Origin of the sequence: Enterobacter cloacae complex sp. GF14B, from assembly GCF_004136805.1 — a bacterium.
In the GTDB taxonomy this organism is placed as follows: domain Bacteria; phylum Pseudomonadota; class Gammaproteobacteria; order Enterobacterales; family Enterobacteriaceae; genus Enterobacter; species Enterobacter hormaechei_C.
The window spans coordinates 1-24,353 of record NZ_QFRV01000048.1 but is presented as its reverse complement, the minus strand read 5'-3'; the positions used below and the strand labels follow the sequence as shown (position 1 = coordinate 24,353).

Below are 24,353 nucleotides of genomic sequence, written 5' to 3'. Positions count from 1 at the left end.
TGACGGGTTTTCGTAGGCCCGGTAAGCGCAGCGCCACCGGGCAAAAAACTCAAAGCTTAAGAATATCTTTCACAAACGGAATGGTCAGCTTGCGCTGGGCGGTGATGGAGGCGCGATCGAGCTGATCGAGCGTATCAAAGAGCGTGCGCATCTCCCGATCCAGACGCTTGAGCAGGAAGCGCCCTACGTCTTCCGGCAGTTCAAATCCGCGCAGTCTGGCGCGCAACTGAAGTGCCTGGAGTTTGTCTTCATCCGACAGCGGTTGCAGCTTGTAGATTTGCCCCCAGTCCAGACGAGAGGCCAGATCCGGCAGCCCCAGATTGAGCTGGCGCGGCGGACGATCGCCGGTGATCAGCAGCCGGGTTTTGCCCGACTCCAGAATGCGGTTGTAGAGGTTAAAGATCGCCATTTCCCACGGTTCGTCCCCCGCCACGCATTCGATATTATCGATGCAGACCAGGGAGAGATGTTCCATGCCCTCCAGCACCTCAGGCACAAACCAGGTGCGTTTATCCAGCGGCACATAGCCTACCGCGTCACCGCGCGCCGAAAGCTCCGCACAGGCGGCATGCAGCAGGTGGCTGCGTCCCGCGCCTTCGCGTGACCAGATATAGATGTATCCGCTGTGTTCCTGGCGCAGCACGTTTTGCAGTGCAGCCAGTAAAGAGGGGTTATCACCCGGCCAGAAACTCGCGAAAGTTTCATCGTCAGGGAGATAAAGTGGCAGAGAGAGCTGTGCCGGTCCGTTCAGAAATACCTCAACCAGAGATCTTACATAAAATCGGAATGGAGTTTAACACGGAACCTGCAAGGAGAGAACCGGGCGATCCTTCGCCCGGCATGACGATCAATGTGGCGCTTTTTCGCTGTCGTCCGCGTCCAGCACCACCTCTTCCGGGCGGATCACCGAGATCAGCTTGAAAATCAGGCTCAGGCCGACGCCGACGATGGTCGCCAGCGCCATACCCTTCAGCTCTGCCGCGCCGATGTGCACCTTCGCGCCGCTCACGCCGATAATCAGGATAACGGAGGTCAGGATCAGGTTCTGCGCCTTGCTGTAATCCACTTTGGATTCAATCAGCACGCGAATACCGGAGGCACCGATCACCCCGTACAGCAGCAGAGAAACGCCGCCCATCACCGGCACCGGGATAATCTGGATCGCTGCCGCCAGTTTACCAACGCAGGAGAGCAGAATGGCGATGATCGCCGCGCCGCCGATAACCCAGGTGCTGTAGACGCGGGTGATCGCCATTACGCCGATATTCTCACCGTAAGTCGTGTTTGGCGTGGAGCCGAAGAAACCAGAGATGATGGTGGAGAAACCGTTGGCAAACATGGAGCGATGCAGGCCCGGGTCGCGGATCAGGTCGCGCTTCACGATGTTCGCCGTCACCACCAGGTGGCCGACGTGCTCAGCAATCACCACCAGCGCGGCAGGCAGAATGGTGAAAATGGCGAACCATTCAAAGCGCGGGGTGTAGAAGGTTGGCAGCGCGAACCAGTGCGCCTCGGCAATCGGGGTGGTATCCACAACGCCCATCACGAAGGAGAGCGCGTAACCCGCCAGCACGCCGATCAGGATCGGGATAATCGCCATAAAGCCGCGGAAGAGGACGGAACCGAATACCGTCACGCCCAGCGTCACCAGCGAAATAATAATGGTTTTAGAATCCGGTGACTGACCGTCCGCAGGCAGCAGCCCAGCCATGTTCGCCGCCACGCCCGCCAGCTCCAGGCCGATGACGGCAACGATGGCCCCCATTGCCGCAGGCGGGAACATCACGTCCAGCCAGCCGGTACCGGCTTTCTTCACGATGAAGGAGACCAGGCAGAACAGCACGCCGCACATGATGAAGCCGCCCAGCGCGACCTCATAACCCAGCGGCAGCAACAGCAGTACCGGGGAGATAAACGCGAAGCTCGACCCGAGATAGGCCGGGATTTTGCCTTTACAGATGAAGAGGTAAAGCAGCGTACCGATGCCGTTAAACAGCAGCACGGTAGCCGGGTTAATGTGAAACAGGATTGGCACCAGCACGGTTGCGCCAAACATGGCGAACAGGTGCTGCAAACTAAGCGGGATTGTCTGTAAAAGCGGCGGTCTTTCACTCACCCCGATAGCACGGCGCGTCATAGTGTTTTCCTCTGAGTGTCATTGTTGGTTTTTATTCAAAAAAAAGCCGACTATCAAAGTCGGCTTCTTTATCGTTATTCGATTATTTAGTACCAAAAATCTTATCGCCGGCATCGCCGAGCCCCGGGATGATGTACCCGTGCTCGTTCAGTCCCTGGTCGACAGACGCGGTATAGAGTTCAACGTCCGGGTGCGCTTTTTCCAGCGCCGCGATACCTTCCGGCGCCGCAACCAGTACCAGCACTTTGATGCTGCTGCATCCCGCTTTTTTCAGCAGGTCGATGGTGGCTATCATCGAACCGCCGGTCGCGAGCATCGGGTCAACCACCAGCGCCATACGCTCATCGATGTTAGAGACCAGCTTCTGGAAGTACGGGACCGGCTCAAGCGTCTCTTCGTTACGGTAGATACCCACCACGCTGATACGCGCGCTTGGGACGTGCTCCAGCACGCCTTCCATCATGCCCAGACCCGCACGCAGGATTGGCACCACGGTAATTTTTTTACCTTTGATCTGCTCAACCTGTACCGGGCCGTTCCAGCCTTCGATGGTCACTTTTTCCGTTTCCAGATCAGCGGTCGCTTCGTAGGTCAGCAGGCTACCCACTTCAGAAGCCAGTTCGCGAAAACGCTTCGTGCTGATGTCATGCTCACGCATCAGGCCCAACTTGTGTTTAACGAGTGGGTGTTTCACTTCCACAATCTTCATTCTCTTTCTCCTCTGAGGTGGCATCCGCAAAAAAATCGCGGGATTATACCGCTTTTTTCGGATTGCGCCATACCCATCTTGCTTGACGTATATCAATCAAAAACAAAAAAGCCGGAGGCGAGGCTCCGGCTTGGGGGGCGGGATTCTGCCGGGTGGCGCTAACGCTTACCCGGCCTGGACATCCCGTAGGCCCGGTAAGCACAGCGCCACCGGGCAATTATAGCTGCTCTCCGTTGCTGGCAATCACCTGCTTATACCAGTCGAACGATTTCTTCTTGCTGCGGTTCAGCGTACCGTTACCTTCGTTATCTTTATCGACAAAGATAAAGCCGTAGCGTTTCTTCATCTCGCCGGTGCCGGCAGAGACCAGGTCGATACAGCCCCACGGCGTGTAGCCCATCAGATCCACGCCGTCTTCCACCACCGCTTTTTTCATCTCGCGGATGTGGGCGGAAAGGTAGTCGATGCGGTACTGGTCGTTCACCGTGCCGTCGCTCTCCTGCACGTCGATCGCGCCAAAACCGTTTTCCACAATAAACAGCGGCAGCTGATAGTGATCCCAGAACCAGTTCAGGGAGTAGCGCAGCCCGACAGGATCGATCTGCCAGCCCCAGTCCGATTTCTGCACGTACGGGTTAGAAACCAGGCTCTTGCTCTCGTCGTAATCCAGCGTCGGATTATCCGCCGTCGCTTTGGTAGCGAAAGACATGTAGTAGCTGAACCCGATGTAATCCACGCAGCCCTGCGTCAGCGCCACTTTATCTTCTTCGGTAATATCCAGCGCGAAGCCGCGACGTTCAAAGTAGTTGAGCAGATGCTGCGGATACTTGCCGCGCACGTGAACGTCGGTGAACCAGTAGCGGCGATGCATGGCGTTCATCGCCATCATCATGTCGTCCGGGGCACAGGTCAGCGGATAGATGGGGCACATGGCAATCATGCAGCCGATTTGCAGTGACGGGTTGATCTCGCGCCCCGCCTTCACCGCCAGAGCACTGGCCACCAGCTCATAGTGCGCCGCCTGGAACATCACCGGCTCGCGATCTTCTCCCGGCGCATATTTCAGCCCGGAGTTGGTAAACGGCGCAAAGTCTTCGTGGAAGTTGGCCTGGTTGTTGATCTCGTTAAAGGTCATCCAGTACTTCACTTTATGCTGGTAGCGCTCAAAAACGACCTTCGCGAAGCGGACAAAGAAGTCGATCAGCTTACGGTTGCGCCAGCCGCCGTATTCCGTCACCAGGTGGAAAGGCATCTCGAAGTGGGAAAGCGTGATCACCGGCTCGATGCCGTGCTTCAGGCACTCGTCGAACAGATCGTCATAGAATTGGAGTCCCGCTTCGTTCGGCTCCAGCTCGTCGCCTTTCGGGAAGATACGCGTCCAGGCGATGGAGGTGCGAAAGCATTTGAACCCCATTTCGGCAAAGAGTTTGATGTCTTCTTTATAGCGGTGATAGAAGTCGATGGCTTCGTGGTTTGGGTAATTTTTCCCCTCCATCACGCCGTTGGTGATTTCACGCGGTACCCCATGGGCACCTGCCGTCATGACATCGGCAACGCTCACGCCCTTGCCGCCCTCTTTCCAGCCGCCTTCAAGCTGGTGCGCCGCAACGGCCCCACCCCACAGAAAACCTGCTTTAAATCCTGACATTCGCTATCCCTCATTCTGCGTTATTTTCTGCAAAACAGTTACAGAAACCGGTTTCAGTTTGATGATGTGCAAAGGGGATTGCCGTTGCAAGCAGATCGCCGAAACCGGTTTCATTTTCGTGAACAGAGTCAAGTTTGTTGCCCTGTACAGGCCGCACAGAAAAAAAGATCCCCACGCCGAGAATAGGCTCGCAAACGTTTGCCTGGACTGTTAGAATTGCGCCGATTTTTCTTACTAGCTATGCAATCGCGTGGGGATTTAAGCCGTGACCAACAAAACTTCTCTCAGCTACAAAGATGCCGGTGTTGATATTGACGCAGGTAATGCGCTGGTTGACCGAATCAAAGGTGTGGTGAAAAAAACCCGCCGCCCGGAAGTGATGGGTGGCCTGGGTGGATTCGGCGCACTGTGCGCGCTGCCGCAAAAATATCGTGAACCTGTGCTGGTCTCGGGTACGGATGGTGTCGGTACAAAACTGCGCCTGGCGATGGATCTTAAGCGTCACGATACGATTGGTATCGATCTGGTGGCGATGTGCGTCAACGACCTGGTGGTACAGGGCGCTGAGCCGCTGTTCTTCCTGGATTACTACGCGACCGGCAAGCTGGACGTGGATACCGCAGCCAGCGTCATTAACGGTATCGCCGAAGGCTGCCTGCAATCCGGCTGTGCGCTGGTCGGCGGTGAAACCGCAGAAATGCCTGGCATGTATCACGGTGAAGATTATGACGTCGCAGGCTTCTGCGTCGGCGTGGTAGAAAAATCAGAAATTATCGACGGCAGCAAAGTGGCTGACGGCGATGTGCTGGTTGCGCTGGCCTCCAGCGGTCCGCACTCCAACGGCTACTCTCTGGTGCGTAAGATCCTCGAAGTGAGCGGTTGCGACCCGCTGACCACCGAGCTGGACGGCAAACCGCTGGCCGATCACCTGCTGGCCCCGACCCGCATCTACGTGAAAAACGTGCTGGAGCTGATTGAGAACGTTGACGTGCACGCCATCGCTCACCTTACCGGCGGCGGCTTCTGGGAAAACATTCCGCGCGTGCTGCCGGATAATACCCAGGCGGTGATCGACGCCTCCTCATGGCAGTGGCCGTCCGTCTTCAACTGGCTGCAAACCGCAGGCAACGTGAGCGAGCATGAAATGTACCGCACCTTTAACTGCGGCGTGGGCATGGTTATCGCCCTGCCCGCCAGCGAAGCGGATAAAGCGATTAAGCTGCTGACAGAAAAAGGTGAAAACGCGTGGAAAATCGGTACGATTAAAGCTTCCGATTCCGAACAGCGTGTGGTCATTGAATGAAAAACATCGTGGTGCTCATTTCCGGCAACGGAAGCAATTTGCAGGCAATCATAGACGCCTGCAAACAGAAGAAAATCAATGGCACCATTCGGGCAGTATTCAGCAACAAGGCCGATGCATTCGGCCTTGAGCGCGCGCGGGAAGCGAACATTCCTGCGCACGCGCTGGAAGCCAGCCAGTTCGCCGGGCGTGAAGCCTTTGACCGTGAGCTGGTGCAGGAGATTGACGCCTACGCGCCTGACGTGGTGGTGCTGGCAGGCTACATGCGCATCCTGAGCCCGGCTTTTGTTGCACACTACGCCGGACGACTGCTCAATATCCACCCTTCCCTGCTACCAAAATACCCCGGTCTGCACACCCATCGTCAGGTGCTGGAGAACGGCGATGAGGAGCATGGTACCTCCGTGCATTTCGTTACCGACGAGCTGGACGGCGGTCCGGTCATTTTGCAGGCAAAAGTACCGGTCTTTGACGGTGACAACGAAGACGACGTGACCGAACGTGTACAGGCTCAGGAACACGCCATTTATCCGCTGGTGGTAAGCTGGTTTGTTGACGGCCGTCTTGAGATGCGCGACGGCGCAGCCTGGCTGGACGGAGTGAAGTTGCCCCCGCAGGGTTATGCTGCCGAAGAGTAGTCTGTTTGAATTGCCCGGCGGCGCTTCGCTTGCACGGGCCTACGGTCCCGTAGGTCGTGGTAAGCGCAGCGCCACCCGACATCCCCTCCCCCAACCCTCTAAATTCCCCAATAAAAAAATAACTGTCATACTTTTCTGGCACTGTTGGACATATCGTGGAAATGCTCGCCATAATAAGGACGAGACGGATTTACCACGTCCTGTGATTGAACTGGAGTGTGAGCTGTAATGGGTCAGGAAAAGTTATACATCGAGAAAGAGCTAAGCTGGTTAGCATTCAACGAACGTGTACTTCAGGAAGCGGCCGATAAAACCAACCCGCTGATTGAACGTATGCGTTTTTTAGGCATCTATTCCAACAATCTGGATGAGTTCTACAAGGTTCGCTTCGCCGAACTGAAACGCCGAATCATCATCAGCGAAGAACAGGGCTTAAACTCCCACTCGCGACATCTGCTTGGAAAAATCCAGTCTCGCGTCATGAAAGCCGATCAGGAATTTGATGGCCTCTATAACGAGCTGCTGCTGGAAATGGCACGCAACCAAATCTTCCTGATCAACGAACGCCAGCTCTCCGCGAATCAGCAAAACTGGCTGCGCCACTATTTTAAACATTATCTGCGCCAGCATATCACCCCGATTCTGATCAACCGTGAAACCGATCTGGTGCAGTTCCTGAAAGATGACTACACCTATCTGGCGGTAGAAATCATTCGTGGTGAGACCATTAACTACGCGCTGCTGGAAATACCGTCTGATAAAGTCCCACGCTTTGTAAACCTGCCGCCGGAAACCCCGCGCCGACGTAAGCCGATGATCCTGCTGGATAACATCCTGCGCTACTGCCTGGACGATATCTTCAAAGGCTTCTTCGATTACGACGCGCTCAACGCCTACTCGATGAAGATGACCCGTGACGCCGAGTACGATCTGGTGCATGAGATGGAGGCCAGCCTGATGGAGCTGATGTCTTCCAGCCTCAAGCAGCGCCTGACGGCGGAGCCAGTGCGGTTTGTCTATCAGCGTGATATGCCGGACGCAATGGTGGAGATGCTGCGCGATAAGCTGACCATCTCCCGCTACGACTCCATTATTCCCGGCGGGCGTTACCACAACTTTAAAGATTTCATTGGCTTCCCGAACGTCGGCAAAGCCAATCTGGTGAACAAACCGCTGCCGCGCCTGCGCCATATCTGGTTCGATAAGTTCCGCAACGGGTTCGACGCCATCCGCGAACGGGATGTACTGCTCTACTATCCGTATCATACCTTTGAGCACGTGCTGGAATTGCTGCGTCAGGCCTCATTCGATCCGAACGTGCTGGCGATTAAAATCAATATTTATCGCGTGGCGAAAGATTCCCGCATCATCGATGCGATGATCCACGCGGCGCACAACGGCAAGAAAGTGACCGTGGTAGTTGAGCTCCAGGCTCGCTTCGACGAAGAGGCCAACATCCACTGGGCGCGCCGACTGACGGAAGCGGGCGTGCACGTCATCTTCTCCGCGCCGGGGCTGAAAATTCACGCCAAGCTGTTCCTGATCTCCCGTAAAGAGGGTGACGAGGTGGTGCGCTACGCCCATATCGGTACCGGGAACTTTAACGAGAAAACCGCGAGAATCTACACCGACTATTCGCTGCTGACTGCCGATGCCCGCATCACCAACGAAGTGCGTCGGGTGTTCAACTTCATTGAGAACCCGTACCGCCCGGTGAGCTTCGATTATCTGCTGGTGTCACCGCAGAACTCACGGCGCCTGCTGTACGATATGATCGACAAAGAGATTGCCAATGCGCAGAACGGCTTGTCGTCCGGCATCACGCTGAAGCTCAACAATCTGGTGGACAAAGGGCTGGTGGACCGCCTGTACGCGGCCTCCAGTTCTGGCGTTCCGGTAAATCTGCTCATTCGCGGCATGTGCTCGCTCATTCCGGAACTGGAAGGCATTAGCGATAACATCCGCGTGATCAGCATTGTGGATCGCTATCTTGAACACGATCGCGTCTATATTTTCGATAACGCCGGTGATAAGCGCGTATACCTCTCGTCCGCCGACTGGATGACGCGTAACATTGATTACCGTATTGAAGTAGCGGCACCGCTGCTGGATCCTCGCCTGAAGCAGCGTATCCTGGACATTATCGAGATCCTGTTCAGCGATACGGTGAAAGCACGTTATATCGACAAAGAACTCAGTAATCGCTATGTACCGCGCGGCAATCGCCGTAAAGTGCGCTCGCAGCTGGCGATTTACGATTACATTAAATCACTTGAGCAACCCGATTAACCTATGCCAATAAACGATAATACCCCACGCCCGCAGGAGTTCGCTGCGGTCGATCTTGGCTCAAACAGTTTCCATATGGTCATCGCCCGCGAGGTGGATGGCGCGATGCAGATCATCGGTCGTCTGAAGCAGCGTGTGCATCTGGCCGATGGTCTCGACGCGCGTAACATGCTGAGCGAAGAGGCTATGGAGCGCGGGCTGAACTGCCTGTCGCTGTTCGCAGAACGTCTGCAAGGCTTTTCACCGTCCAGCGTCTGCATCGTTGGAACGCATACGCTACGCCAGGCGCTGAACGCGCCGGAATTTCTTAAGCGCGCGGAAAAGGTTATCCCCTACCCGATTGAGATCATCTCCGGTAACGAAGAAGCGCGCCTGATTTTTATGGGCGTGGAGCATACGCAGCCGGAAAAAGGCCGCAAGCTGGTGATTGATATCGGCGGTGGCTCCACGGAACTGGTGATTGGCGAAGACTTCGAGCCGCGTCTGGTGGAAAGCCGCCGTATGGGCTGCGTCAGCTTCGCGCAGATGTATTTCCCGGGCGGCGTCATCACCCGCGAAAACTTCCAGCGCGCGCGCATGGCCGCCGTACAAAAACTGGAAAATCTGGCCTGGCAATACCGTATTCAGGGCTGGAACGTGGCGCTGGGCGCATCAGGGTCGATTAAAGCGGCCCATGAAGTGCTGCTGGCGATGGGTGAAAAAGACGGGTTTATTACGCCTGAGCGCCTGGTGAAACTCACCGAAGAGGTGCTTAAGCATAAGAGCTTCGACGCCCTGAGTTTGCCGGGTCTGTCCGACGAACGTAAAGCCGTGTTCGTACCGGGGCTGGCGATCCTCTGCGGCGTGTTTGACGCGCTGGCGATCAAAGAACTGCGCCTCTCTGACGGCGCCCTGCGTGAAGGCGTGCTGTATGAGATGGAAGGACGTTTCCGTCATCAGGATATTCGCAGCCGTACCGCGCAGAGCCTGGCCAACCAGTACAACATCGACCGTGAACAGGCGAAGCGCGTTCTCGAAACCACGGTGCAGATGTACGAGCAGTGGGAGGAGCAAAATCCTAAGCTGGCGCATCCGCAGCTGGCCGCGCTGTTAAAATGGGCCGCTATGCTGCACGAGGTGGGGCTGAACATTAACCACAGCGGAATGCATCGCCATTCAGCCTATATTCTGCAAAACAGCGATCTGCCTGGCTTCAACCAGGAGCAGCAAACCATGATGGCGACGCTGGTCCGCTATCACCGCAAAGCCATCAAGCTCGACGATCTGCCGCGCTTTACGTTGTTTAAGAAAAAGCAGTTCCTGCCGCTCATTCAGCTGTTGCGCCTGGGCGTATTGCTCAATAATCAGCGACAGGCGACCACCACGCCGCCGACGCTGAAGCTAAAAACGGATGACTATCACTGGACGCTGAGCTTCCCGCACGACTGGTTCAGCCAGAACGCGCTGGTACTGCTGGATCTGGAAAAAGAGCAGCAGTACTGGGAAGCGGTCACCGGCTGGCTGTTGAAGATTGAAGAAGAGAGTTCAGAGGCGGCAGCGTAACGGCTCAGGCGCTCTCCTGAGAAGGCTCCGTGTCGAGCAACGTATCAAGCTCAGCCGGCAACCCAATCAAATAACCCTGCACATAATCGATACCTAGCGCGTGCACCGCGCTACGTATCTCTTCTGTTTCCACATATTCCGCCACCACCAGCATTTTCTTCATCCGGGCCAGATGGCAAATAGAAGCCACAATCTGGTAATCCAGGCTGTTGCTGACAATATTGCGAATAAAACCGCCGTCGATTTTGAGGATGTCGGCGTCCACGCTTTTTAACCGCGCATAGCTGGCGTAGCCGGTGCCAAAATCATCAATGGCGATCCGGATGCCCATTTTTTGTAATTTCCTGAGGGTAGACGCCGCCAGATCCGCATGACCAAAGGCGCTGCTTTCGGTCACTTCAAAGATCAACTGCCATGCTTCAACGGCGTATTTGGCTAACAGGCGGCTCACTTCAAGCGGGAACTGCGCCCGGTAGACGGTAGAAGGTGCGAGGTTGATCGCAAAGCGCTGGCCCGGCAACCGCTGGCGGTGCTGTGCCAGGAAACTCAACGTACGCTCCAGTACCCATAAATCGACACGCGACGATAAACCAAATTCCTGTGCTATGGGCAGGAACTGTTCGGGAAAGATCAGCGCCCCATTATCATCACGCATTCGCAGCAGCACCTCGTGATAACAATCGCCGCGCAGCCCGCGAACGGGTTGAACCAGCAGGGTAAAAGCGTCCTGCTCCAGCGCGGCCTGTAAACGGCTCATCATCGCGACCTTATCTTTCAGGCTACGCTGCAAGTGAACAGCCCCGCGCTGCTGAAGATTTTCCGGGTGGTTGGTAGAAAGGGAGAGATCGGCCACGATGCCCAGCTCCCCCAGCACCAGATAGAGGTGATTGACGGGTGAGCGCACATAGCAATAGCTTATGCCGACCTGAGGCTGTACCGGCATACCATCCCAGACAAAAACGAACTGCTTGATATGCTCGTCCAGCGTCTCAATGCGCTGTTGATGCGACTCCGCATCCAGACGCACCGCCATGTCATACCCGGTGAGGTGATAGACTCGCTCGTTGGGCTGAAGAGTGCCGTTTATCCATTGCGCCAGCTGCTGTTTATACTGGATCCGCAGCATCACGCCGTAATTGCGTCCCAGTACCTCCAGCTCGGGCACGCGCAGTAAACAGAGCGCTGACCACGGATGACTGGCCAGCTCGCGCGACAGCGCCCGCAGGTTGGGCATATGCACCACCGGATCGAGAAAAGCCTGACTGCGGGAGCGAATATTGATGGCGCGCTGGCGTGTCGCCAGCATCGACATGTACGTCACAACGAAGGAAAAGACCAGATAGCTGGATGAGGTGATCGCCAGCTGAATGCCATACCCCTCTTGCACCGGAATGTAGTGATAAAAAAAGTGAATCGACACCAGCAGGACCGGCGTCCAGATGAGTGACATCAGCTTGTAGCCAAAGCGCATCGCCCCCCAGAGCATCACGGGCATCAGCAGGGACAAGGTGTAGTTGGTACTGAAAATGGAACTGTTTGCATTCATGGGCAGCAGCAGCATGACCAGCAACCCGCCCAGGGCTAAAAACCACACCACAAACTCAACGGCCGTCACCTTTTTGTCTATTTGCGCGCGGAGCTGGGACATCAGTCCCTTGATATAGCGCGGATGCCGTATCAGGCGGATCAGCAGGTAGCTTAGCGGCACGCCCGTCAGCCCGCTCACCAGTAGCCCCTGATAGTTAATAAGTGTCCGAATATTGAGGGGATTTAGTCCCGCGAGGCTCTGGCGGCTCTCATAAATGCCGAGATAAACCGCAAACTGAAACAGCACCAGAAAAAGCGTTGCCGGACAAAACACCTGCCAGAAAATACGCTGCCCCATCAGACGTATGTCACCGTAAGCGGTCATATTGCGCCGGGGCGCAAATACGCGATAACCGCCCCAGCTGAGCACCAGAGGAACGATAAAATGCAGAATGCCAGCCACGGTTTCAAATAACCCAACGGAGGGGTAATAACGTAAAAATAGCGATACCACCACCCCGGGGAGGGCTTCCAGGCCAAAGAACAACATCAGCGCCAGCAGAAAAGAGAGCGGGAGATAATAGAGCGCAACGATACCGTCACCCAGCTGCGTTAAGGTATTAGCCACACTTAGTACCGGGAGTAACACGACGGGTAAAATAAGAGGAAGTGCCCACCAGCGGTCTTTATTTTGCTTCAGGATGTGGTGAATATTCATAGATGCTCGTTTACAACCCTTGCGCTCCAGAGGGTAAAGGAAGACAGGCATCCAACCTGACGTACACGTTGCCCGGAAAATTCCTGGCAAGCACAGTGGAGGAGGGATTTTAAATATCAACGACGGGATGCGGTTGACCTAAATCAAATTAATTTATCTGAATAAACCTTTCTTACGTTTTTTTTGAATATTTTTCCTGTAATTATCAATGCGATAAATAAAAGCGTTGTTTTTAATAACATAAATTAATGTAAGCATTGACGGTATTTTACATTTCGCCGAATTGACCCAGACTTGCGGCTGTGCCTTAATAGCCGTATCGCCCAAAAGGGTATACTCAGGAAAAGAAAGTGAGTCAGGCTACGCGTATGCGAAAACGACATCGATTTAACACCCGGATGACCCGCATCATACTGCTCATCAGTTTCCTGTTTTTCTTTGGCCGCTTTGTTTATTCCTCCATTGGCGCCTGGTATCACCATCAGGACAAAATTCAGTCGCAGCAATCAGGCCTCGTTGTGGATTCGCCCGAGCGCTAACGTCCATGTTCACGCTGTAACAGCCGAATAATTACCGTCATCCCTTTGCTGAGGATCTTATCCTGACGCATCACTATCGCCAGTTGCCGGCGCAGAACGGGCGTTAACGATTGAACGCGTAATCCCTCCCGGTCGTCGGCATGCTCCACCGCCATTCGCGGCACAATACTGTAGCCCAGCCCTGCACGTACCATGCGTTTGATGGCCTCAATACTGCCAAGCTGCATAACCGGTGAGACGGCTAGTCCGCGGGCTTCAAACCAGCCGTCAATCAACGTTCGCGTACCGCTGCCCGACTCAAACGCAATGAGCGGCTGAGCGTATAAAGAGTCTGGCGTAAACTGCTCCCCTTCTTCCGGCTGAACCTGCGCGCCAATCCAGACAAACTCTTCCTCCATCGCGTGCATAATCGCCAACGTACGACCGCTCGCCGGTAGCGTGACCAGCCCCATATCCAGCCGATTCTCCTCAATCGCCCTGACGATATCTGGCGTATTTCCCGTCGTCACTCCGATCCGTAACAGGGGATACTCCTCACGAAGCTGCTGCAACAGCGCTGGAAGCAGATGAATACAGGCCGTCGCGCCCGTGCCGAGCGTGATGGTGCCGCTCACTTCCTGATTGAATGCGCTAACCGAACGAATTGTCTCCTCAACCGCCAGTTCAAGACGTTCACCGTGCACCCGTAGCGCCTCACCGGCAGCAGTGGCTTTGATTCCACGCCCCGTACGTTCGATCAGCCGCGTCTGAAGAAACTGCTCCAGCTGGCGTATTTGCAGGCTGACGGCGGGCTGGGAAATACCCATTACATCTGCTGCCGCAGAAAAGCTGCCGCGTTGAACGACCAGACGAAAAGTGGCGAGGTGTCCCAGATTGAGCGTCGTCATGCAAAGTTTCTCTTATAGGGTGAATAAGGATACGGCTCTGCCAGCACAATACCGCGCCCTGTATGCTCGGGACAACTGCCTAACGGAATGAAAAATAATGGAAACACCTGCACTCCCTCGCCGTCTTGCGCTCACTGCGGGATGTAATCAACTCATTAACTGGGGGATCTCCTTTTACATGCCGGGAACCTTTGCTCATGCCATTACAGCAGACCGAAGCTGGTCGTCCCCCAAAATCTATCTTGGCCTGACGCTGGCCATGCTGGTTATGGCTATTGTCTCGCCGTTTGTCGCTCCTCTGCTGGCGCGTTTTGGTGGACAAAGGGTGGTAATGAGCGGGACCTTGCTGATCGCCGTAAGCTGTCTGTCAATGGCCTTTACGCCCACACTTTCAGGCTGGTATGGCGCCTGGTTGCTGACCGGCATCGGGATGCGCCTGTCGCTGTATGATGCGCTTTTCTCCGCTCTTGTGAACCTATACGGACCGCAGGCACGCAGGACAATCTCTCGTGTCACCCTGGCAGGCGGGCTGGCGTCCGCTGTCTTTTGGCCGCTGGGAGACGCCTTACTGAACGTGATGGGTTGGCAGGATGCGCTGAAGATCTACGCCCTGTTCGGTCTGCTCAGTGCCCTGCTTCTTCGGCGCTTCCCGCGCCAGCGCTTTACGGTCAAGCCCAAAGCATGTACGCAGGTTTCCCCTCTTGACAGGCGTAATGGCTGGCTTTATGCAACCTTCATTGCTCTCATCACCTTCGTCTCTAACGGCACCTCTACACACCTTCCCGAATTTATCGCCAGCTTCGGCCTGCCGGTCGCCGTCGGCATGCTGTGGGGAATGGGGCAGACCGGTGCGCGCCTTATGGAGGTGCTGGCAGGGGCGCGCCTCACTCCGCTAAAACTGACGCTTTTCACTGCGCTCGCCATGCCGCTTTGTTTTCTCATCGGACTGAGCAGCGACATGCTGGCCTGGTGTGCCGCCGGATTTGTGTTCGGCTTTGGTGCCATTAACGGGCTGGTGACTATCGTCAAAGCGACGCTACCCCTGGAACTGTTTAGTACAGAGCGCTATGCCAGCCGCACGGGGCTGCTGCTTATTCCAGGCCAACTGATGGCAGCCGCCTCTCCGTTTGCGTATGCGTGGCTGAATAAGTCGCTGGGTATAACAGGCGGAATGTGGGTTTCCGCAGGACTGACGCTGGTCATTGCGGGGTTCGCAGTGGCGCTCGTGCGCAGCCCAGGCAAACAAACTGTATCGCACTGTATCCCGAGCGCTACGCTGACAAACCGGTACAAAACGCCCGCAGAAGCAAACATCCCCGATACATAAAAATGGTCTTCTGTATCCCTCGCCATAATAAACTGATGAGGAGAGACACAGATGATTCGTCGATATTTCCTGCTTCCTGTATTTGCGCTGACGTCCTTTGCTGGCGCACTGGCCGCACCGTTAGATGGCCTGAGCGCTGCTGATGTTAATGGCCCGGCCGCCGTAGCGCCGCAGGAAAAACCCCAGCCGCCAGCAAAACTGATCGTCGACCCACCGCTGGCGGGACCGCTGAGTAAAGGTGCAGTCTTTATTCAGTACCGCGTCGAAAACCTGCGCATTGAACCTGTATTTGGACCCGACGCGCTGAAAGTCACTCCGCGTATCGGCCATATTCACGTTGTGGTGGATGACGCGCCCTGGCACTGGGCTGATACCAGCGGCGAGCCGGTGATCCTGGTCGGGCTGCCCGCCGGGAAACACAAGGTAACCATCATCGTTGCCGACCCGACGCATAAGCCCATCGACCATAAAATCGTTGAATTCACCGTGCCGCCACACGCGGCGGTTCACCACTTTTAAGGAGCCTGTTATGAAAGCATTGTCTGTATTAACAGCGGCGCTGCTGGCGGTTTCCACCAGCGCGCTGGCAGAGACGAAAGCCAGCGTGGTGCTGGTGCACGGGGCGTTTGCCGACGGCAGCAGCTGGAATAAGGTGATTACCCGGCTGCAAAAACACCATACCGAGGTCATTGCGGTACAACTTCCGCTCACGTCTCTGAAAGATGATGTCGCCGCCACGCAGCGTGCTATCGCCCGGGCTCATGGCGACGTTGTGCTGGTCGTGCACTCCTGGGGCGGGTCGGTAAGCAGCGAAGCGGGCAATTATGCGCGGGTGAAGTCTCTGGTTTACGTTGCCGCTTTTGCGCCGGATTCCGGCCAGTCGACCGCAGATCTGGCAGACAGTTATCCTGCTCCGCCAGGGAGCGCCAGCCTCGCTAAAACGTCAGAGGGGTATTTATATCTGCCGACAAAAGCGGTCAGCGAGAATTTTGCCCCTGACGTGAAGGACGTTGAGCGCAGCGTGATTGCCGCGACGCAAAGCCCTATTAAGGCCGATGCGTTTGGGGAGAAAGTCGCGCATGCCGCCTGGCATGACAAACCGAGCTGGTATGTGATCAGCAAAAATGACCGGATGATCAATCCTGAGCTTGAGCGCGCAATGGCGAAGAAAATCAACGCCAACACCACGGAGGTAGCGGCAAGCCATGTATCGATGGTCAGCCAGCCGGACGTCGTTACCCGTACGATTGAACAGGCGTTATCGGGTCAACAGTGATAAAAAAGCCCGCATGATGAACGGTCCGACTTCGGGCCACGCCATCCTGCGGGCTTTATGCACTTCTGGCTCCTGCAACGGGGTTATGTGCGGTTTTCACAGACGCGCCTTCCCCCCACTCTTAACCATCAGAAGCTGTACGTCACCTTCAAACTTCCCACAGGAGACGTTTTTCGCTGAACAATTGGGCTATCGCCAGCCTCTCCCGTCAGCTGCGTAACGCCAGCTGCGGCAAGCAGGCTCCAGCGGGAGGTGAGCTTATGAGTCCAGTCCAGGTTCAGCGAATACGCATATAGTCCCGATCCGGCATCGTGTCGGGCAAAACCCGATGCGGCCGACTGGGCGGCATTCACCCCGTAATAGGTTTGCACGTACTTACTGGATCCCCAGCTACCGGTCAGCGCCAGCGTTAACGCATTTTTCGGAGATGTATAGATCGGGCTGGCAATGCCGAAATGCACAGCCTCACCATTGTCTCTCTCAGAAACCGGAACCTCTGCCTGCAACTGCACGGTCAGCCAGTCAGTCACCCTGTACCCCAGCCCTGGCACAACGATAGCTGAGCCTTTAATGTCACCCATTCCCCGCAGGTCGTCGCTGCCGGAGGCGATCGAATCGCTGCTTACGTCGCGATCCTTACGTCCAGCGCGATAGCTCAGCGCTGCATTGTAGTCCAGGTTACCAAAGCTGTTGCCGTAGCCGATCCCCCGCGTGGTGCTGACAAAAAAACCATTTGCCATCGCGTAATCAACCACCTGAGCCGCAGAGACCCGGCTCTTGTCCGAACCGGAATAGCGTGGCGCAACATCCACGCCGCCTCCCAGGGTTAACACGTTGCCCTGGCGCTGATCTGCCGCCAGGGCCGTGGTAGCCAGTAACGCCAGGACGGCCCCCGGCAAGATGCTTTTCATGCTGCGACCGATGCGTGAACGGGGGAAACTATGACGCAGTGTGATGTTTCTCATTAAAGAAGCCCTTTGGATTCAGATAATTGCGATACAAGCGGTGTTAAACGCCAGAGCGCTTATTCTGAATACTCACCTTAAGATTCTTATGAGCCGTAAATGAAGAAATGCTGAAGCAAGTGAAGGTTCTGTAAACCCTGAAGAATTCCTGATACCGTTTTTTCTTCAGTTGTTCTTCATGCACTGTTGATACAGTTACCAATGTGAAAATTCTATTAATTGAAGACGACCTGGATCTCGGCAATGGCGTACGTATCGCCCTTGCAGATCAAGGATTTGATGTCATATGGGTACGCCGCAAAGAGGATGCGCTGCATCAGCTTGGGATCTGCGTGCCGGAACTTATTTTGCTAGACCTGGGGCTGCCCGATGGCGATGGCATGAGCCTGATGACGCGCCTGCGTCAACAGCTTAAGGGCGTCCCCGTCATCATCCTGACGGCGCGAGGCACGCTACAGGACCGCCTGTGCGGTCTGGATGCAGGCGCAGACGATTATCTGGTCAAACCTTTTGTTCTCGCCGAACTGCTGGCGCGCGTGAGAGCCCTTGCGCGGCGCAGTTACGGTTTTGAAAATGAGGCAATAGAAATTCGCGGTTTGTCGCTTCATATTCCGACGCGTCGCGTAACGGTGAGCGCACGCCACGTTGAGCTGACGGCAAGCGAATATGCGCTGCTTGAAACGTTAATGCTGCGCGCCGATCGCGTGCTTACGCGACGGTATCTGGAAGAAAGGTTATTTGGCACGAAAGAAAACCTCAGCAACGCACTTGATGTGCATATGGGTAACCTGCGGCGAAAAATTGGCGATGGCTTTGTGCGAACGGTGAGAGGCGTTGGGTATGTCATTGATACCGTACCCGTTCAGAAGGCGGCAGGTTGATGCGTAATTTTTGGCACCACCTCAGGCTTCCCACACTGGTCAGGCGAATGCTGGTCGCCCAGATGCTGCTGCTTACGTTGCTCTGGTGTCTCTTTTTAACCTTCATTTTGCTGGAAGACCTGCGTAGTCCTCCCATACTGACGGGCAGTGAGACTTACGAAACCGTTTTTTCCCTGGTAGAGAGCATGGACGATCGCCCGCAGGCGCGTGATGCCGTGCTGGCAGCGTTCAGCAAGGCGCTGCGGGAGGGCTATGGCGGCGGTGAAGACCCGGAGCTGTCCATCAACCTCATTGTTCGCAAGAATAACGAGATTATTTTTTCTTCGAATGGTGCGCCAACGGGGGTAAAAAATAGCCGTCTGGGGGTCATGCAGCATGTCCAGAGTGAGGACCATACATGGACAAGCCGTACCCTCAAATCCGCGCACTCCGACGTGGAGGTCACCCTTTTTACCCCTGCCGGTAGCTGGAATTTCTTTATCTATCTGAACTCGCGCGGCTACTACGTCATGCCGCTGATGATATGCATCCCTTTTCTTCTGTTCCCCGCGTGGCTGTCCATCCGCATCGCGATGCGCCCCTGGAACAAGGTGGTAGATGAAATTTCATTGCGCACGCCGGACGATCTCTCGCCTTTAAAAGCCGTCCCCCGACACAGGGAGCTTCGCCAGACGGTCGACGCGATTAATGACTTTCTGGCCAGGGTGCGGGAAAGCGCCGAAAGGGAAAAAATGTTTATTGCCGATGCCGCTCACGAACTGCGTACGCCTCTGGCCGCGATGCGGATCAACGTCGAGGCATTGCAGTCCTGGGTCATCAGCGAAAGCCAGCAGGAACTGCTTGCGGGCATTGTTCGCAGCAATAGCCGTGCTGCGCGTCTCGTCAATCAGCTTCTGCTGATGATGCACAGCGAAGCACACATCAGCACGGTGTTGTCGCCTGTGCCGCTGACAACGCTTATTCAGGAGCGAATGGCTGCCCTGGAACCGCTGGCGTCCGGACGCAGAATTGAGTTTGAATTCTTCGCCGACGATGAAATCCATGTCGCAGGCATTCGGGAACGTCTGGTGTCGCTGATCGACAATTTAATTGAGAATGCCGTGAAGTACAGCCCTGAGGGTGGACGCATTGAGGTACAACTGCAATCGCGTGATAAGTGCGCTCAGCTGCGCGTCTCAGACGCGGGCCCCGGTATCCCGATTGAACTACGGGAGCGCGTGTTCGACAGATTTTTCCGCGATCCTAATCAGACCCAAAGCGGGAGTGGACTGGGGCTTGCCATCGTCAAAGCCGTTACGCAGCAACACAACGGCAGGGTCAATCTGAGTACGTCAGCCGAAGGTGGTCTTATGGTGACCGTTGATTTCCCGAATCCGGCGTTCGCATGAATGTAAACCCGGCGCTACACGTCCTGACATGTGTCAGCGCAGCGTTACTTCACGTATGCCGCAGATTGCTTCAATAAAATTACCGTATTTGTTATATTGTTACTTACTGATTATTCACCTCTGCGGTGCCAAAAAGAACAAGATTCACCGCAACCCAGGACAGAAAAATGTTAGATTACCGCTTCCCGACAGCTTTGCAGATGGTTCTCAGCGTAGCGATGGCGGAGCAATCGGGTGAACGTTCGACGAGTGCAATCCTGGCTTACGGCCTGGAAGCGAATCCGAGCTTTATCCGCAAATTAATGGTTCCTCTCGCCCGCGACGGCATTATCGTCTCCACGCTTGGCCGCAACGGCTCTATTCATCTTGGCCGCCCGGCGGAAGAGATTACCCTGCGTGATATCTACCTTTCCGTCACTGAAGATAAAAAGCTGTGGGCGTCCCGTCCTGACGTCCCGGCCCGCTGCGTGGTCAGCGCCAACGCCTGCTGGTACTTCAAATCAATCGCTGATGAAGCGGAGCAGGCTTCGTTAGCGGTTTTAGCGCGCCATACCGTCGCCAGCGCGCTGGAAGAGGTGAAAAAAGCCGATACCAGCGGGTGCGATCCGGTGCCGGAACTCTGTACGCAGCATAAAAAAGCGCCTTAATCCTGACAGACTGCGAAAAAAAAGCCGCCTTCATTGTGAAGGCGGCTTTTTGCTATCTGCTACGTCCTACGCAGGCAACACCTCTCTTTCCGCTTTGCCGCGCGTCACGAACTTACGCAGCGTCACGTAAAAGACCGGCGTCAGGAACAGACCAAACAGCGTCACGCCCAGCATCCCGGAGAAGACGGTGATCCCGGTGACGCCGCGCACTTCTGCCCCTGCCCCGTGACCAAGGATCAGTGGAATAGTCCCGGCAATAAAGGCGATAGAAGTCATTACAATCGGGCGTAAACGCAGGCGGCACGCCTCCAGCGCAGCCTCCATGATGCTTTTGCCCTGAATTTCCAGCTCGCGGGCAAACTCCACGATAAGTATCGCGTTTTTACAGGCCAGCCCCATCAGCACAACCAGCCCTACCTGCACGAAGACGTTGTTATCGCCCCCGGTCAGCCAGACGCCGAACAGCGCGGAGAGCATCGTCATCGGCACGATGAGGATCACCGCCAGCGGCAGCGTCCAGCTTTCATACAGCACCGCCAGCACCAGGAACGCCAGCAGCACTGCGACCGGGAAGACGATCAGCGCCGTGTTGCCCTGGGTGGCCTGCTGGAAGCTCAGGTCCGTCCATTCAATATTCATCCCGTTCGGCAGGATCTGCTTAGACATAGCGTCCAGCTGCGTCATCGCCTGCGCGGAAGAGAGCACGCGCGGGTCGGCATCACCAATCAGATCCGCCGCCGGGTAGCCGTTGTAGCGGATCACCGGGTCCGGACCGTAGGTGGTCGTGATGTTCACCATACTGCCAATCGGCACCATTTCGCCCTGGCTGTTGCGGGTACGCAGATTCGCAATATCTTCCACGCTGTCGCGGAACTGCCCGTCGGCCTGCGCCATCACGCGCCAGGTACGCCCGAACTGGTTGAAATCATTGACGTACGACGAGCCCAGATAGGTTTGCAGCGTCCCGAAGAGATCGGTCAGCGACACGCCCTGCGCTTTCGCCTTATCGCGGTCAACCTGGACGTCCAACTGCGGCACGTTAGCCTGGTAGGTTGAGATGGGGAAATGCATCCCCGGCGTCTGCATAATCGCCCCGGACATGGTGTTCACCGCGTTTTGCAGCGCGCCATAGCCCAGACCAGCGCGATCCTGTATGTACAGCGAATAGCCCGACCCCTGACCCAGCCCTAAAATCGGCGGCGGCAGAATCGAGAAGCCAAAGCCCTGCTGGATTTGCGCGATTTTCGCGTTGATCTCCGCGTTAATTTCCGCCGCGGAATGTTTACGCTGGTCGAACGGCTTCAGGCCAAAGAAGACCGTCCCGGTGTTCGGCGTATTGGTGAACTGGAGCGCATTCAGGCCAGGAAACGCGACCGCATAATCCACGCCTTCGGTATTCATCCCGATTTCGCTCATTTTGCGGATCACCGCATCGGTACGCGCCAGCGACGAGCCTTCCGGCATTTTCACGCCGCCAATCAGGTACAGCTTATCCTGCGTCGGAATAAACCCGCCGGGAACGGCTTTAAACATCACCCCCGCAGCGCAAAGCAGCAGCAAATAAACCACAAACACCGCCCCGCGTCGGCCGAGCGTTTTGCTCACCAGCCCCTGATAGCCAGTCGAGCTGCGGTGGAAAAAGCGGTTAAACGGACGGAAAATCCAGCCGAACAGACGATCGATAAGCCGGGTCGGGAAATCTTTCGGGGCGCCATGCGGCTTCAACAGCAGCGCGGCCAGCGCTGGCGAGAGCGTCAGCGAGTTGATGGCGGAGATCACCGTGGAAATGGCTATCGTTACCGCAAACTGTTTGTAAAACTGACCGGTCACGCCGGAGAGGAACGCCATCGGAACGAATACCGCACAGAGCACCAGCGCAATGGCAATAATCGGCCCGGACACCTCACGCATCGCCTGATGCGCTGCCGCAAGTGGGGCGAGCCCCTCTTCGATATTTCGTTCGACGTTTTCCACCACCACGATGGCATCGTCCACTACGATACCAATCGCCAGCACCAGCCCGAACAGACTCAGGGTATTCAGCGAAAAGCCCAGCAGGTAGAGAATACTGAAGGTACCCACTACCGATACCGGCACCGCAATCAGCGGGATAATCGACGCGCGCCATGTTTGCAGGAACAGGATCACCACCAGCACGACCAGTACCACCGCTTCCAGCAGCGTTTGCACCACCGCGCGGATCGAGTCGCGTACAAATACCGTCGGGTCGTAAGGCGCCGCCCATTTCATATCGTCCGGGAATCGCGTCGACAGTTCGTCCATTTTCGCGCGCACCGCGTTAGACAGATCGATGGCGTTCGCCCCAGGAGACTGGAAGATACCAATCCCGACCGCATCTTTATTGTTCAGCTGGGAACGCAGGGCATAGCTCCCGGAACCCATTTCAATCCGCGCCACATCGCGCAGGCGGACGACCGTACCATCCTGCGTTGTTTTCAGGACAATATTGCCAAACTCTTCTTCGGTATGCAGGCGGCCCTGGGCGTTAATGGAGATCAGGAAGTCGCTCTCTTTCGGCAGCGGCTCGGCGCCAAGCTGACCGGCGGAGACCTGCACGTTCTGCTCCTGCATCGCCGTCACTACGTCCGAAGCGGTCAGACCGCGGGCAGCCACCTTGTTCGGATCCAGCCAGACGCGCATCGCGTATTCACCCGAGCCAAAAATCTGGATCTGACCCACGCCGGGCAGACGCGCCAGCTCGTCCTTCACCTTCAGCGTGGCGTAGTTACGCATATACAGTGAATCGTACTTACCACCAGGCGAAAACAGATGCACCACCAGCGTCAGCGTTGGCGACTGTTTCTGAGTCGTGATGCCCAAACGCCGCACGTCTTCCGGCAGACGCGCCTCGGCCTGCGCGACGCGGTTTTGCACCTGAACCTGCGCCTGATCCGGGTCAGTCCCCGGACGGAAGGTCACGGTGGTCACCAGCACGCCGTCCGAGCCCGCGACGGATTTCATGTACATCATGTTTTCAACGCCGTTGATCGCCTCTTCCAGCGGTGTTGCCACGGTCTCAGCAATCACTTTCGGGTTGGCGCCCGGATACTCGGCGCGCACCTGCACGCTTGGCGGCACGACGTCAGGGTATTCGCTCACCGGCAGCAGCGGGATGGCGATTAATCCTGTGATAAAAATCAGAATCGACAGTACGGCGGCAAAAATCGGCCTGTCGATGAAAAAGCGGGAAAAGTCCATGGATTGGATTCTCAGGTAAGGGATCAGTTGAGGGCGGCGCTGGCGGTCATGGCAACGGTTTTTGCATTAACCGGCATACCCGGCATAAACACTTTTTGTAAACCATCGACGATGACTTTATCCCCGGGATTCAGCCCCTGCTGTACGATACGTAAACCGTCGGCCAGACGCCCGGGCGTGATGTCGCGGCGCTGCGCTTTTCCGTCTTTATCCACGATATAGACGTATTTACGATCCTGATCGGTCAGCACCGCCTTATCGTCAACAAGCGTGGCTTTAAATTCCGCACTGCCCGGCAGGCGTACGCGGGCAAACAGTCCCGGCGTGAACTGACGCTGTGAGTTATCCAGCAGCGCGCGCATGCGGATGGTCCCGGTGCTCGGCGTGAGCTGGTTATCCAGGAAATCCACTTTGCCCTGATGGGGATAGCCCTCCTCGCCCGTCAGGCCAATCTCAACCGGCAGCGCCGTGTGATTGCTGGACGCCCCCTGCCCGCTGCGGGCCAGTTTCTGATAGTGAAGGTAGGTTGACTCGTCCACGTCAAAGTAGACGTACACCGTCTTCTGCGAGACCAGCGTGGTGAGGACGCTGGCGGTATCGCCCGCAGTCACCAGGTTCCCGCTGGTGATCAGCGCCCGGCTGGCGCGACCATCGATAGGCGCAGTCACTTTGGTGAAGTCCAGGTTGAGCTGGGCTGCGTCAACCGCCGCCTG

At 56.1% G+C, this 24,353-nt stretch carries 20 protein-coding genes; 11 read left to right on the top strand and 9 right to left on the bottom strand.

All coding sequences use genetic code 11. From position 1 onward, the window contains the following. Window positions 1-49: 49 nt before the first annotated feature. The 4 genes from DD606_RS15915 to DD606_RS15900 all read right to left on the bottom strand — a co-directional run bounded on the left by DD606_RS15915 (window position 50) and on the right by DD606_RS15900 (window position 4,494). Window positions 50-751 carry a DnaA inactivator Hda gene (locus tag DD606_RS15915; protein ID WP_211482948.1) on the bottom strand — a complete coding sequence of 234 codons (702 nt, stop codon included), beginning with the start codon at window positions 749-751 and terminating at the stop codon, window positions 50-52. Window positions 752-847: 96 nt separating this feature from the next. Beyond that, the gene (gene uraA / locus DD606_RS15910; RefSeq protein WP_003860558.1) at window positions 848-2,137 is read right to left on the bottom strand and encodes a uracil permease; all 1,290 of its coding nucleotides are present in this window, start codon (window positions 2,135-2,137) and stop codon (window positions 848-850) included. An 82-nt stretch (window positions 2,138-2,219) separates the two neighbouring features. Next, window positions 2,220-2,846, bottom strand: a complete 627-nt coding sequence (gene upp, locus DD606_RS15905) for a uracil phosphoribosyltransferase (protein WP_129258859.1) — start codon at window positions 2,844-2,846, stop codon at window positions 2,220-2,222. A 217-nt stretch (window positions 2,847-3,063) separates the two neighbouring features. Then, window positions 3,064-4,494 (bottom strand): 6-phospho-beta-glucosidase, encoded by a 1,431-nt coding sequence (locus DD606_RS15900; protein WP_003860562.1) that lies wholly within the window; start codon window positions 4,492-4,494, stop codon window positions 3,064-3,066. Window positions 4,495-4,759: 265 nt separating this feature from the next. Here DD606_RS15900 and purM point away from each other — a divergent pair, with 265 nt between their 5' ends. The 4 genes from purM (at window position 4,760) to ppx (ending at window position 10,266) form a co-directional block, all read left to right on the top strand. Beyond that, window positions 4,760-5,797 carry a phosphoribosylformylglycinamidine cyclo-ligase gene (gene purM, locus DD606_RS15895; RefSeq protein WP_003860563.1) on the top strand — a complete coding sequence of 346 codons (1,038 nt, stop codon included), beginning with the start codon at window positions 4,760-4,762 and terminating at the stop codon, window positions 5,795-5,797. Next, window positions 5,794-6,435, top strand: coding sequence for a phosphoribosylglycinamide formyltransferase (gene purN, locus DD606_RS15890; RefSeq protein WP_003860566.1), 642 nt, complete (start codon window positions 5,794-5,796; stop codon window positions 6,433-6,435). Before purM ends, purN begins: the two co-directional genes overlap by 4 nt. Window positions 6,436-6,663: 228 nt before the next feature. Continuing rightward, window positions 6,664-8,724, top strand: coding sequence for a polyphosphate kinase 1 (gene ppk1 / locus DD606_RS15885; protein ID WP_003860568.1), 2,061 nt, complete (start codon window positions 6,664-6,666; stop codon window positions 8,722-8,724). A gap of 3 nt (window positions 8,725-8,727) precedes the next feature. Next, window positions 8,728-10,266 (top strand): exopolyphosphatase, encoded by a 1,539-nt coding sequence (gene ppx, locus DD606_RS15880; protein ID WP_003860570.1) that lies wholly within the window; start codon window positions 8,728-8,730, stop codon window positions 10,264-10,266. 4 nt (window positions 10,267-10,270) lie between these two features. Here the strand turns inward: ppx and DD606_RS15875 are convergent, their stop codons facing one another. After that, entirely contained in the window at window positions 10,271-12,511 is a 2,241-nt protein-coding gene (locus DD606_RS15875; protein ID WP_023314636.1) for an EAL domain-containing protein, read from the bottom strand. A 368-nt stretch (window positions 12,512-12,879) separates the two neighbouring features. On the opposite strand from DD606_RS15875, the gene DD606_RS15870 reads away from it, so the two are divergent. Beyond that, window positions 12,880-13,050, top strand: coding sequence for a YfgG family protein (locus DD606_RS15870; protein WP_017383512.1), 171 nt, complete (start codon window positions 12,880-12,882; stop codon window positions 13,048-13,050). Here the strand turns inward: DD606_RS15870 and DD606_RS15865 are convergent. Then, window positions 13,047-13,937 carry a LysR family transcriptional regulator gene (locus DD606_RS15865; RefSeq protein WP_032609815.1) on the bottom strand — a complete coding sequence of 297 codons (891 nt, stop codon included), beginning with the start codon at window positions 13,935-13,937 and terminating at the stop codon, window positions 13,047-13,049. The two genes, DD606_RS15870 and DD606_RS15865, sit on opposite strands and share 4 nt — an antisense overlap. Window positions 13,938-14,034: 97 nt before the next feature. Between DD606_RS15865 and DD606_RS15860 the strand changes: the two genes are divergently transcribed. The 3 genes from DD606_RS15860 to DD606_RS15850 are packed head-to-tail and all read left to right on the top strand — an operon-like array spanning window position 14,035 to window position 16,540. Then, window positions 14,035-15,264, top strand: coding sequence for an MFS transporter (locus tag DD606_RS15860; RefSeq protein WP_048240419.1), 1,230 nt, complete (start codon window positions 14,035-14,037; stop codon window positions 15,262-15,264). A gap of 51 nt (window positions 15,265-15,315) precedes the next feature. Next, window positions 15,316-15,783 (top strand): DUF6130 family protein, encoded by a 468-nt coding sequence (locus DD606_RS15855; protein ID WP_129258857.1) that lies wholly within the window; start codon window positions 15,316-15,318, stop codon window positions 15,781-15,783. 10 nt (window positions 15,784-15,793) lie between these two features. Further along, window positions 15,794-16,540 carry an alpha/beta fold hydrolase gene (locus tag DD606_RS15850; RefSeq protein ID WP_129258855.1) on the top strand — a complete coding sequence of 249 codons (747 nt, stop codon included), beginning with the start codon at window positions 15,794-15,796 and terminating at the stop codon, window positions 16,538-16,540. A gap of 128 nt (window positions 16,541-16,668) precedes the next feature. Here the strand turns inward: DD606_RS15850 and DD606_RS15845 are convergent, their stop codons facing one another. Then, window positions 16,669-17,505, bottom strand: coding sequence for a MipA/OmpV family protein (locus tag DD606_RS15845; protein ID WP_048208251.1), 837 nt, complete (start codon window positions 17,503-17,505; stop codon window positions 16,669-16,671). A 203-nt stretch (window positions 17,506-17,708) separates the two neighbouring features. On the opposite strand from DD606_RS15845, the gene DD606_RS15840 reads away from it, so the two are divergent. The 3 genes from DD606_RS15840 (at window position 17,709) to DD606_RS15830 (ending at window position 20,421) form a co-directional block, all read left to right on the top strand. Continuing rightward, window positions 17,709-18,386, top strand: a complete 678-nt coding sequence (locus DD606_RS15840; protein ID WP_022651566.1) for a response regulator — start codon at window positions 17,709-17,711, stop codon at window positions 18,384-18,386. Beyond that, complete coding sequence (locus DD606_RS15835) at window positions 18,386-19,774, top strand: HAMP domain-containing sensor histidine kinase (RefSeq protein ID WP_129258853.1); 1,389 nt, start codon at window positions 18,386-18,388, stop codon at window positions 19,772-19,774. The genes DD606_RS15840 and DD606_RS15835 overlap by 1 nt, the downstream gene beginning before the upstream one ends. Before the next feature lie 167 nt (window positions 19,775-19,941). Further along, on the top strand, window positions 19,942-20,421 hold the full coding sequence (locus DD606_RS15830; protein ID WP_003860591.1) for an Rrf2 family transcriptional regulator: 480 nt from the start codon (window positions 19,942-19,944) through the stop codon (window positions 20,419-20,421). 66 nt (window positions 20,422-20,487) lie between these two features. On the opposite strand, the gene oqxB is transcribed toward DD606_RS15830, so the two are convergent. Both oqxB and DD606_RS15820 read right to left on the bottom strand, forming a co-directional pair. After that, window positions 20,488-23,640 (bottom strand): multidrug efflux RND transporter permease subunit OqxB, encoded by a 3,153-nt coding sequence (gene oqxB, locus DD606_RS15825; RefSeq protein WP_129258851.1) that lies wholly within the window; start codon window positions 23,638-23,640, stop codon window positions 20,488-20,490. A gap of 23 nt (window positions 23,641-23,663) precedes the next feature. After that, window positions 23,664-24,353 (bottom strand): efflux RND transporter periplasmic adaptor subunit (locus tag DD606_RS15820; protein WP_129258849.1); only part of this gene is annotated, 690 nt, incomplete at its 5' end.